Annotated in this window: 12 protein-coding genes and 1 pseudogene; 7 read left to right on the top strand and 6 right to left on the bottom strand. The window is 68.0% G+C overall.

The window, feature by feature from the left end; translation table 11 throughout:
* Nucleotides 1-15: 15 nt before the first annotated feature.
* On the top strand, nucleotides 16-600 hold the full coding sequence (locus tag ABZX79_RS08835) for a TetR/AcrR family transcriptional regulator (RefSeq protein WP_355253626.1): 585 nt from the start codon (nucleotides 16-18) through the stop codon (nucleotides 598-600).
* Nucleotides 601-753: 153 nt separating this feature from the next.
* On the opposite strand, the gene ABZX79_RS08840 is transcribed toward ABZX79_RS08835, so the two are convergent.
* From ABZX79_RS08840 to ABZX79_RS08860, 5 genes are all read right to left on the bottom strand, one after another.
* Nucleotides 754-1,419, bottom strand: coding sequence for an HAD-IA family hydrolase (locus ABZX79_RS08840; RefSeq protein ID WP_355253628.1), 666 nt, complete (start codon nucleotides 1,417-1,419; stop codon nucleotides 754-756).
* A gap of 568 nt (nucleotides 1,420-1,987) precedes the next feature.
* The gene (gene gcvH / locus ABZX79_RS08845; protein ID WP_355253630.1) at nucleotides 1,988-2,377 is read right to left on the bottom strand and encodes a glycine cleavage system protein GcvH; all 390 of its coding nucleotides are present in this window, start codon (nucleotides 2,375-2,377) and stop codon (nucleotides 1,988-1,990) included.
* 353 nt (nucleotides 2,378-2,730) lie between these two features.
* Nucleotides 2,731-3,243, bottom strand: a complete 513-nt coding sequence (locus ABZX79_RS08850; protein ID WP_355253632.1) for a hypothetical protein — start codon at nucleotides 3,241-3,243, stop codon at nucleotides 2,731-2,733.
* A 132-nt stretch (nucleotides 3,244-3,375) separates the two neighbouring features.
* The gene (locus tag ABZX79_RS08855) at nucleotides 3,376-3,816 is read right to left on the bottom strand and encodes a hypothetical protein (RefSeq protein WP_355253634.1); all 441 of its coding nucleotides are present in this window, start codon (nucleotides 3,814-3,816) and stop codon (nucleotides 3,376-3,378) included.
* Nucleotides 3,817-3,842: 26 nt separating this feature from the next.
* The gene (locus ABZX79_RS08860) at nucleotides 3,843-4,145 is read right to left on the bottom strand and encodes a hypothetical protein (protein ID WP_355253636.1); all 303 of its coding nucleotides are present in this window, start codon (nucleotides 4,143-4,145) and stop codon (nucleotides 3,843-3,845) included.
* A 104-nt stretch (nucleotides 4,146-4,249) separates the two neighbouring features.
* Here ABZX79_RS08860 and ABZX79_RS08865 point away from each other — a divergent pair, with 104 nt between their 5' ends.
* The 4 genes and pseudogenes from ABZX79_RS08865 (at nucleotide 4,250) to ABZX79_RS08880 (ending at nucleotide 7,664) form a co-directional block, all read left to right on the top strand.
* Nucleotides 4,250-4,804, top strand: a complete 555-nt coding sequence (locus tag ABZX79_RS08865) for an ABATE domain-containing protein (RefSeq protein ID WP_355253638.1) — start codon at nucleotides 4,250-4,252, stop codon at nucleotides 4,802-4,804.
* A gap of 27 nt (nucleotides 4,805-4,831) precedes the next feature.
* Nucleotides 4,832-5,530: pseudogene (locus tag ABZX79_RS08870) on the top strand (transposase); the annotation flags it as partial.
* A gap of 428 nt (nucleotides 5,531-5,958) precedes the next feature.
* Complete coding sequence (locus ABZX79_RS08875; protein WP_355253733.1) at nucleotides 5,959-7,059, top strand: LLM class flavin-dependent oxidoreductase; 1,101 nt, start codon at nucleotides 5,959-5,961, stop codon at nucleotides 7,057-7,059.
* Nucleotides 7,056-7,664 (top strand): FMN reductase, encoded by a 609-nt coding sequence (locus tag ABZX79_RS08880; protein WP_355253640.1) that lies wholly within the window; start codon nucleotides 7,056-7,058, stop codon nucleotides 7,662-7,664. The genes ABZX79_RS08875 and ABZX79_RS08880 overlap by 4 nt, the downstream gene beginning before the upstream one ends.
* Nucleotides 7,665-7,671: 7 nt before the next feature.
* Here the strand turns inward: ABZX79_RS08880 and ABZX79_RS08885 are convergent, their stop codons facing one another.
* Nucleotides 7,672-8,088, bottom strand: a complete 417-nt coding sequence (locus ABZX79_RS08885; protein WP_355253642.1) for an ATP-binding protein — start codon at nucleotides 8,086-8,088, stop codon at nucleotides 7,672-7,674.
* Between the two features lie 123 nt (nucleotides 8,089-8,211).
* On the opposite strand from ABZX79_RS08885, the gene ABZX79_RS08890 reads away from it, so the two are divergent.
* Together ABZX79_RS08890 and ABZX79_RS08895 are read left to right on the top strand one after the other, a co-directional pair.
* Nucleotides 8,212-9,081, top strand: a complete 870-nt coding sequence (locus ABZX79_RS08890; protein WP_355253644.1) for a helix-turn-helix transcriptional regulator — start codon at nucleotides 8,212-8,214, stop codon at nucleotides 9,079-9,081.
* Complete coding sequence (locus tag ABZX79_RS08895; RefSeq protein ID WP_355253646.1) at nucleotides 9,078-9,320, top strand: DUF397 domain-containing protein; 243 nt, start codon at nucleotides 9,078-9,080, stop codon at nucleotides 9,318-9,320. The genes ABZX79_RS08890 and ABZX79_RS08895 overlap by 4 nt, the downstream gene beginning before the upstream one ends.
* Nucleotides 9,321-9,352: the final 32 nt, after the last annotated feature.

Consider the following 9,352-nt stretch of genomic DNA (forward strand, 5'->3'; position numbering starts at 1 on the left):
CAGTAGAGTGTGCACATGGGACAAGCCAGCACTCGGGACCGGATCGTCATCGCCTCCGCGCGCCTCCTGCAGCGCCAGGGCTACGTCGGTACGGGCATCAAGCAGATCGCCAAGGAGGCGGAGGCCACACTGGGCTCCGTCTACCACTTCTTCCCGGGCGGCAAAGAGGCCGTTGCGGTCGCCGCCATCAAGTACAGCGGCCAGGAGTTTGCAGCGGTCCTCCGCGAGGCCCTGGACAGCGAGGAGGACCCGGGCGCGGCCGTGGAGGCATGTGCGCGGCAGCTCGCCGAAGGGCTGCGCGAGTCGGGTTGGACCGACGGTTGCCCGGTCACGGCAGCGGCACTGGAAACCTTGGGGACCGAATCCGAGATCCAGCAGGTATGCGCCGACGCGCTGCGCAGCTGGGAGCAAATGGTTACCGACAAGCTCCTGCGCTCCGGCTTCCAGGCCCGCGACGCCCGGGAGTTGGCGACCACCGTCATCAGCGCCCTGGAAGGCGCCGAAGTGACGGCCCAGGTCAACCGCAGCGAGGAACCACTACGGGTGACGGGCCGACAACTGGCCCGCTTGATGGGTTCATACGGAGGGTCCCGCTCGTAAGGACCACTCGTGATCAGTCCCATCCGTCTCGGCCGTGTCGCTTCCGGCCGTCGCGGGAGCGTTTCGCCGAACAGGTAGCTGCCATGGGGGTGGCGGTCCGGCGTGATCAATCCCGGCCTTCCACCAGGCCGGCACCGCCGAAGAGGGGGCTTCTCAGCCGTCGAGCACGAAGCCCAGGACGTTCTGGAGGTCGGCAGGCTCGTGGAAGTGCACACCGGTCATCCCGAGCGTGAGGGCGGCCTGGACGTTCTCCAGCCGATCGTCCACGAACAGGCACCGGTTGGCGGCGGCTCCTGCCCGCTCGGCTGCAATCTCGTAGATCGCCCGGTCGGGCTTGGCCACGCCCACCCGGGCGCTGCTGACAACGTGGTCCGCGAGATCCGCCAACCCCATCGACTCAAGGTCGCGCTCCAACTCCAGAGTCGCGTTGGTCACCAGGACCAGGGGCATGTGTGTCCGCACCCGACGCAGCAGGTCCACCACCACGTCGTCGGCCCGAAACGGAGCATCGGCAAGAGCCATCCCCAGCTCCCAGGCGTGCGTCTGCGGTACCTGATCGGAGAGCGCCGACGCGATGGAGCCCACCCATTCGTCCTTGGTGATCTTGCCGAGGAGGAGCGGCAGGTCTATTTCAGGGGCGTAGGCCACCTTTGCGGTGGTGCCCTCGGCCAGTCCCACAGCACGTTCCAGCTCAGCGAGTGGTGCCATGTCGTAGAAACGGATCACGTTGTCGAGGTCGCACAGCACCACTTCAAAGGGCCCGCTGGATATCTCGGAAGCCGTCACTGCCCAGGAATAGCACAGCGCGCCGGGCGGCATCCGAGGCGTGTTCGACAGCGGCCTCGCCCGATCACCACCACGGGAGCGTTTCCACCCGTAGGCGGGAAGGCTGGCGGGACGGAACGGACGACGGTTGGGACCGCCGGTGCGGTGGGTGCGGCAGGTGCCGCTGGGGTGGCGGGCCCATCGGCTCGGCAGGAGGGGGAGATCGGTCGGCTGGGGGCGGCTGAGGCACCTGTTTCCGCCGCCACGGCTCCCACAGCAGCCCCAGCTGCGTCGCTGGTGAGGCTCGGTCGCCTCAACCGACGGATCGAGGCCCTTGAGCGCTACTAACCCCGCACTTGACGAGCCTCAACGCCACTCCAACCCCACCCGCCTCAGTCGTATCGCCTCCCGCCATCACGGGAGCGTTTCGACCCACACCCATGGCTCGGACACCAGCAACGTGCTTGCGGTCCAACCGGCCACCGGCCGGGGTGGACGCCACACCCGCCCGAGACACCCCATCCAACTCATGCGCCCCGGCTGCGGACCGGCCGGTCCGCAGGTCGGCCGGAGTGAGGGACGTGACGGGGCCGGTCTGGCCCCGTCACGTGGGTGGGGGGAACTAATCCGCGGAGGTGATCCAGGCGTCGTACTCCGTCGCACTCATCAGGCCATCGGGGCTGGGGTTCTCGGGGCTGATCTCGATCAGCCATCCGTCGTCGTATGGTTGGTCGTTCATCAGCTCAGGCTCGTCACTCAGCCGGTCGTTCCGTGCGGTCACCCGGCCGGCCATCGGCATGTAGACCTCGGTGACAGACTTGACCGATTCCACCGAGCCGAACGGCTCGCCGGCATCGAACCGGTCGCCGACCTTGGGCTGCTCCGCAAAGACGATGTCGCCGAGCTGCTTTTGGGCGAAGTCCGTGATGCCGACGCGGACGCTGCCGCCGCTCCTGGTCTCGACCCATTCGTGTTCGCTGGTGTACTTCCGGTTTTCGGGGATGTTCGTCATGATTCAAGACTGCTACAGACTGTGGTCGGACGGTGACGGATTCGACAATGTCGGGGACGAGTTTCCGCCTGGGAATCCCCGTACGCGGTGCACAGCGACGGCGGCGTCGGGCTCGAACGTTTGGATGGGGAAACTGACGCCGCCAATGGCGGAATTACGTGAAGTCCCACAGGCATGTCGCACCAGCGGCTGTTCCTGCAGTCGCTGGGACTGGGGCCGAGCAGCCCCCTAGATGATTGATTCCAAGGGATAGCTACGCGGATGCAGGTTCCCGTTTCTGGTGGCGGAAGCCCCGTTGGGGTGGCGGTGCTGTGGCGGATACGCCACCGAAGCGGGATGCGAGGCGGTTGCCCTCAGCAGAGCAGCGTGAACGAGGCTTCCCCGTGGGATCGGCCGTTGACCTGGAGCTGCACCAGATGGACGCCCGGGTGGTAGCGCCGCGTGCTGATCGGCTTGAAGGAGTGTCTGCGTGTCGCGCGCCACGTCTCGCCGGGAGCCAGGGACCGCGTGGTGAGTTTGAAGACCTTGGGGGTGCGGGTCCCGTTGGCTTTCATATGGAGGACGACGTAGCCGACGACGAGGTGAGCGGTCTGATCGTGAGTGTTGGTCACCGAGTAGTCGAACAGCAGATAGTCGCCGACCCGGATCTCTGAAGCGTGGACGTGCGGACCCTCGACAACGACGGGACTGTCCGGGGAGTGGCCGAGCAGCGTAAGGGCCCCGGCGTGGCCGGACTTGATCAGGGTCCGCAGGCCGTGCCGTACCAACCGGGTCGTCGTCGGTGCCGGGTCGCTCAGCCAGCGCGCCGCGACACCAGCGGCGATGTCGGGGTGGTCACGGCTGATGTCGTTGAGGTGGTTGGCCACTGATCTACGGACGTACTCGGAGTCATCCCGGTACAGCGCGTCGAGCAGGGGCAGCGCGGGTGCCGGATCCGCGATCAGCTCCGGAAGCTGAGGCGCCCAGGGCAGTCTTGGCCGCGTGCCCTCACTGGCCAGTCAGCGGACGTGGGGGTCGGGATGCGCGGTCCACGGCGTCATGAACCGGAGCGCGCGTTCCAGGTCGGCACGGAGGAAGGGCCGGACGGCGGTCTCCGCGGTCAGGCGCGGGGTGAGTTCTGCCAGCAGGGCGAGCGCCGGTTCGAAGGCGTCCAGGCCCCGTACGGCGACGGCCTCGGTGACAGGGAAGATCATCCATCCGGTGAAATCGCTGTCCCTCAGTGCGGCGCGCAACACGTTCGCGAAGGCCGGGTAGTCCGCCGGAAGATCCGCCAGGACGGCATCTCTGATCAGGGCGACACGCTCGGTGAAGCTCAGCCCGTCCAGGACGGCGCCGCACCCCCGGGTCTCATGCGCAGTGATCCCGTCACCGGCTCGCGTAAGGCATCGGGCGAGGTCGGCGACGCTGTCCGCGCTGAGTAGTTCGTCTGCCGAGGGCACAGCGTCATTCTCCTTGATCTCGGGGGCTATGCGGTGTGCAGTACCTGAGCGTGCCGCATCTCGTGCACTGTGCCGATTCGGCTGAAGAAGCCCTGTGCCCGGGGGTCGGTCGGCATTTCCTTGGCCGCGCGCTCGGCGACGGCGGCGGACGACCAGATGATGAAGTCCAGGACGGTGCCGTCGTCGAACTGGGCGAGGTGGGCGCCCTGAAAGCCGTCGCCGTACTGCTCCTTGAGTAGTTCGACGAGCTGCTCTCGGTGGGCGGTGAGGGCGGTGAGGGCGGCGGGGTCGTCGGTGTCGAACCTGACGTACTCGATGGTTGCACTCATGGCATCACCCTTCGTCGAACACGTGACTCACGGAGTTGGTGGATCAAATCCGTGAGTTGAAGTTATCACGGGTTCGCTGACCTGAATCCAGTAGATTGAGGGGCATGACCAACCGGGACCTGCAGGAAATGCCGTGGATCGGCGAGGACCCGCTCCTCGACCTGGCCAACACCGTCGTCGTCGGCGCAGGCCCGGGACGCGGCGACGTCGACTTCCTCGCCGATCGGGAACTCACCAGGCGATGGCGCGCCCGCGCCGCCGACCGCAGATTGGCCGCCCTCTCCTTGGAGGAGCTGGAGCGGCTGCGCGGGTTGGTCCGCGACGCGCTGGACGCGACAGCCGGACAGCGGCCGCTCACCGACAGCCTGCGGACCCGCCTGAACGAACTCGCCTCGTCCGCCCCCGTCGTCTTCCGGATGACCGGCGACGGCCTGCTCGCACAGCAGGAACAGGGTGGCGGCGCCGACGCCGTCGTCGCCCGCGAGACGCTCGTCCTGGCCGCGGGTCCAGACCGTCAGCGGGTGCGGCGCTGCCACGCGCCCAGTTGCGGCATGTTCTTCCTGGCCAGGCGCCGTGACCAGGCATGGTGCTCCCTCGGCTGCGGCAACCGGGCGAGGTCCACCCGGCGCCAGCCACGAGAAACGGGAACCCACAGCTGATGAGACAAGGGAACCCAAAGTCAGGTTGTGACACCAGACTTGGACTCCCTCGAGACCGCACTCTATGCGGAGACCGACAACCTGCTGAAGGGTTCGCCGCAGCTTGCTCCGTGGCGGCCGGCGGTGGGTATCGCCCCGAAGCTCACCGACGCCGAGCTGGTCACGCTCGCGATGATGCAGGCCATGCTCGGCTTCACCTCCGAGGCCCGGTGGCTCCGCCATGCCCGCTCCCATCTGCGGCGTCTCTTCCCGTACCTGCCGAAGCAGCCCGGCTACAACAAGCGCCTGCGCAAGGCGGCCGAGCTGCTCCGCCGAGTCACCCGGCTCCTGGCCACCGAGACCACCGTGTGGAGCGACGACGCGCGGATCGTGGACTCCACACCGGTGGAGTGTGGCCGCTGCGCCAGCCACAGCCGCTTCTTCTGGGGACTTCGGCTGCACCTGGTGTGCACCCTCCAGGGCCTGCCCGTCGCCTTCGCCCTGACCGGAGCCAAGGCTGACGAGCGCGAGACCCTACTGGACCTGCTCGCCGTCGAACCGGCCCTCCTCGCCAGCCGACCCGGCCAGACGCTGATCGGCGACAAGAACTACTTCGGCCGTGGCTTCGAACATCAACTGACTGAGCAGGACATCTGGCTACTGCGGCCGACCCGCAAGGGCGAGCCGGAACGGCCCGGCGCACCCCTGTTCAAGCCGTTGCGGCAGATCATCGAGTCAGTCAACGAGGAATCGATCATCTAGACGTGGTGCGGCCCACCCACTCACCCGTCGGTCGGCAGCGGCATGCCGGCCACTTGCCGGAGTTTCCCCGTGGGCTCCCCCCAGCAGTGCCACCCCCATCCTCACTGTCAAGGGAGGAGCGCAGCGCAATCGCCGTAGGCGACGCGACGCAGGAGCGCCCTTGAGGGGCGGGCCTCCGGCGCCACACTTACATGTGGCGGCCCCCATCGCAGAGGCCATCAACGCCACGGATCGCACGAAGCCCCCCTCCCCACCTCGCGCCCCGGCCTCCGTCATCGGCCCGGACAGGGCCCCCTGCCGCCACAGGCGACGCCTCCGCCGACGTGGAATACCTCGGCGAAGTGCGCCGTTGCAGGTGTCAGACGATCGTTCAACGTTCAATCATATGCGGGATCGCCTCGGAGGTGAGCGCGTTGCAGTTCGGGATCTTCAGCGTCGGTGATGTGACGACCGACCCCACCACCGGCAGGACGCCGACGGAGCACGAGCGCATCAAGGCCATGACCGCCATCGCGCTCAAGGCCGAAGAGGTCGGGCTCGACGTCTTCGCGACCGGCGAGCACCACAACCCGCCCTTCGTGCCGTCCTCGCCCACCACCATGCTCGGTTGGATCGCCGCCCGCACCGAGAACATCATCCTGTCGACGTCCACCACGCTGATCACCACCAACGACCCGGTGAAGATCGCCGAGGACTACGCGATGCTCCAGCACCTCGCCGACGGCCGCGTCGACCTGATGATGGGGCGCGGCAACACCGGACCCGTCTATCCGTGGTTCGGCCAGGACATCCGCCAGGGCATCCCGCTCGCCGTCGAGAACTACGCGCTGCTGCACCGGCTGTGGCGCGAGGACGTCGTGGACTGGGAGGGAAAGTTCCGTACCGCCCTCCAGGGCTTCACCTCGACGCCGCGCCCACTCGACGGCGTACCCCCCTTCGTCTGGCACGGCTCCATCCGCAGCCCGGAAATCGCCGAGCAGGCGGCGTACTACGGCGACGGCTTCTTCGCGAACAACATCTTCTGGCCCAAGGACCACTTCCGCCGGCTGATCAACCTCTACCGCGAGCGTTACGCCCACTACGGGCACGGCACCCCGGAGCAGGCCGTCGTCGGACTCGGCGGGCAGGCGTTCATGCGCAAGAACTCGCAGGACGCGGTGCGCGAGTTCCGTCCGTACTTCGACAACGCGCCGGTGTACGGGCACGGGCCCTCCCTGGAGGAGTTCACCGAGCAGACTCCGCTGACCGTCGGCTCGCCGCAGGAGGTCATCGAGAAGACGCTCACCTTCAGGGAGAGCTTCGGCGACTACCAGCGGCAGCTCTTCCTGATGGACCACGCGGGACTCCCGCTCAAGACCGTCCTGGAACAGCTCGACCTGCTCGGCGAGGAGGTCGTGCCCGTGCTGCGCAAGGAGTTCGCGAAGGGCCGACCGGCCGACGTGCCGGACGGCCCGACCCACGCGGCGCGCGTCGCCGCAGCGATCGCACAGAAAGAAGGAGAGGTGACGGCATGAAGCTCGTCGTCGTATCGGCGGGCCTGAGCGTGCCCTCGTCGACCCGGCTCCTCGCGGACCGGCTGGCGGAGGCGACGCGCACGTCGTCCCTCGGCGACGCCGACATCCGAGTCATCGAGGTACGGGCGCTGGCGACCGCCATCGCGAACCACCTGGTCACCGGCTTCCCGAGCCCAGTGCTGTCCGACGCGATCGACGCGGTCACGGAAGCGGACGGCCTGATCGCCGTCACCCCCGTCTTCTCCGCCTCGTACAGCGGTCTCTTCAAGTCCTTCTTCGACCTGATCGACACCACCGCCCTCGTCGGCAAACCGGTCCTCATCGCCGCGACCGGCGGCACGGCCCGCCACTCCCTGGCGCTGGAGCACGCGACGCGTCCGCTCTTCGCCTACCTGCGGGCGCTGGTCGTGCCGACGGCCGTGTACGCCGCTTCCGAGGACTGGGGCTCGCACGGCGATGACCGTACGGACGACCTCTCGCGCCGGATCGAGCGGGCGGGCGCCGAGCTGGCGGAGCTGATGGAGTCGCGCGCCCGCTCCCGCCGGCCCGCCGAGGAAGCGGTGACGCCGTTCGCGGAGCAGCTCGCGGCGCTGCGGACCGGCTGACCCGGGTTCATGTGACGGCGAGGTCCGCCCACACGATCTTGCCGACGCTACGTTCCGTCACACCCCACGCGTCCGCCAGCGCCTCGACTACGAGCAGTCCGCGCCCGCCCTCGCCGTCCGCGCCGGGGCGGGTGCGCGGCCACCGCTCACCGCGCGTGTCCGCCACTTCGATACGCACCCGTCCTCCCCGGAGCCACAGGAGACGCACCTCGAAGTCCCGCCCGGGGACGTGCCCGTGCGTCACCGCGTTCGCGGCCAGCTCGGCGACGACGTGGGCGACGGCGTCGGAAGGCCCCGTGCCGAACGGCACGCCCCAGGAGTCGAGCTGCTGGACGGCGAGGACGCGCGCGAGCCGGGCCCCGCGACGGGTGGAGCTGAAGCGCTGGACGAACTCGGCAGTGACGGAAGCGATTTCGGCGTTCATGTGACAGAGCGTGGCGGCCCGGCCGTACCCTGACCAGGAGTGACCGTTGGACGCTGGGTAACTGTACGGGTACGCACGGCACGATGTACGGCACGTCGGCCGTGACCGAGAGAGCGGTACGGCATGACGGAATCCGTGAACCAGGAATCACGCCCCGAGCTGCCCTCGGAGGCGGACGGCACCGCGCACCTGTTCCGAGCGCTCGGCAAACAGGTCCGGGTCCTGCGGGAGAATCTCGCCATGAGCCAGAAGGAACTGGCGGCGGCTACGCATTGCGGGCTCGACCTCATCTCCGCGATGGAACGCGGCGTACGGACCCCGCAGCCCGAGTTCCTGGACCGCGCGGACGACGCGCTGAAGGCGGGCGGAGTGCTGCGGGCGGCAGTTCCGGACGTACGGGAGGCGCAGAAAAAGGCTCGAACGCGACACCCTGATTGGTACCGGAACTACGCGAAACTGGAGGCGGAGGCGGTTCAACTCCTCCACTACGGCAACCAGGTCGTGCACGGCCTGCTTCAGACCGAGGAGTACGCGAGAGCGATCTTCACTCAGCGGCGGCCGTTGCTGAGCGAAGAGATCGTGGAGAAGCGGGTGGCGGACCGGCTGTCGAGGCAGCAGGTCTTCGAGCAATGGCCTTCGCCGACGTTCAGTTTCGTCTTCGAGGAGGCGGTGCTCAGCCGACCCATCGGTGGGCGGGCGGTGCACGAAGGACAGTTGCGGCAGTTGTTGCGGTTCGGTCGCCTGCGGGCCGTGGAGTTGCAGGTGATGCCTACGGACCGCGAGGAACACCCCAACATGGACACGGCGTTCAACCTGTTGACTACCAAGGGCGAGCAGCAGGTCGGATACACAGAAGCCCAGGGCCACCCGCACCTGTTCACCGACGCCCGGGAGGTCCGTGAACTCGCGGATCGCTATGCGATGATCCGGGCGGAGGCTCTTACGTCCCGGGAGTCGCTGGCCCTGATCGAGAAGATGCTGGGAGACCGATGAACACCGACAAGCTCACTTGGTTCAAGTCCAGCTACAGCAGCGGCGAGGGCGGCGACTGTCTCGAAGTCGCTTATGACTGGCGCAAGTCGAGCTACAGCGACGGTGAGGGCGGCCAGTGCGTAGAGGTCGCCGCGCACCCCGCCGCCATCCACGTACGCGACTCAAAGGTCACAGACGGCCCGCAGTTGGCCGTCACCCCCGACTCCTGGGCCGCGTTCGTCTCGTACGCCCGAGCCTGACCCCGGCCGGTCAACTGTCGGCCTTCGGGACC

This window comes from Streptomyces sp. NPDC002994, from assembly GCF_040611155.1.
Taxonomy (GTDB): Bacteria; Actinomycetota; Actinomycetes; order Streptomycetales; family Streptomycetaceae; genus Streptomyces.

Bases quoted from the DNA above. Each gene is read 5' to 3' on its own strand.
- ABZX79_RS08860 (WP_355253636.1), bottom strand. From the start codon at position 4,145: ATGAGTGCAACCATCGAGTACGTCAGGTTCGACACCGACGACCCCGCC.
- ABZX79_RS08865 (WP_355253638.1), top strand. From the start codon at position 4,250: ATGACCAACCGGGACCTGCAGGAAATGCCGTGGATCGGCGAGGACCCG.
- ABZX79_RS08895 (WP_355253646.1), top strand. From the start codon at position 9,078: ATGAACACCGACAAGCTCACTTGGTTCAAGTCCAGCTACAGCAGCGGC.
- ABZX79_RS08890 (WP_355253644.1), top strand. From the start codon at position 8,212: ATGACGGAATCCGTGAACCAGGAATCACGCCCCGAGCTGCCCTCGGAG.
- ABZX79_RS08885 (WP_355253642.1), bottom strand. From the start codon at position 8,088: ATGAACGCCGAAATCGCTTCCGTCACTGCCGAGTTCGTCCAGCGCTTC.
- ABZX79_RS08880 (WP_355253640.1), top strand. From the start codon at position 7,056: ATGAAGCTCGTCGTCGTATCGGCGGGCCTGAGCGTGCCCTCGTCGACC.
- ABZX79_RS08835 (WP_355253626.1), top strand. From the start codon at position 16: ATGGGACAAGCCAGCACTCGGGACCGGATCGTCATCGCCTCCGCGCGC.
- gcvH (WP_355253630.1), bottom strand. From the start codon at position 2,377: ATGACGAACATCCCCGAAAACCGGAAGTACACCAGCGAACACGAATGG.
- ABZX79_RS08840 (WP_355253628.1), bottom strand. From the start codon at position 1,419: ATGCCGCCCGGCGCGCTGTGCTATTCCTGGGCAGTGACGGCTTCCGAG.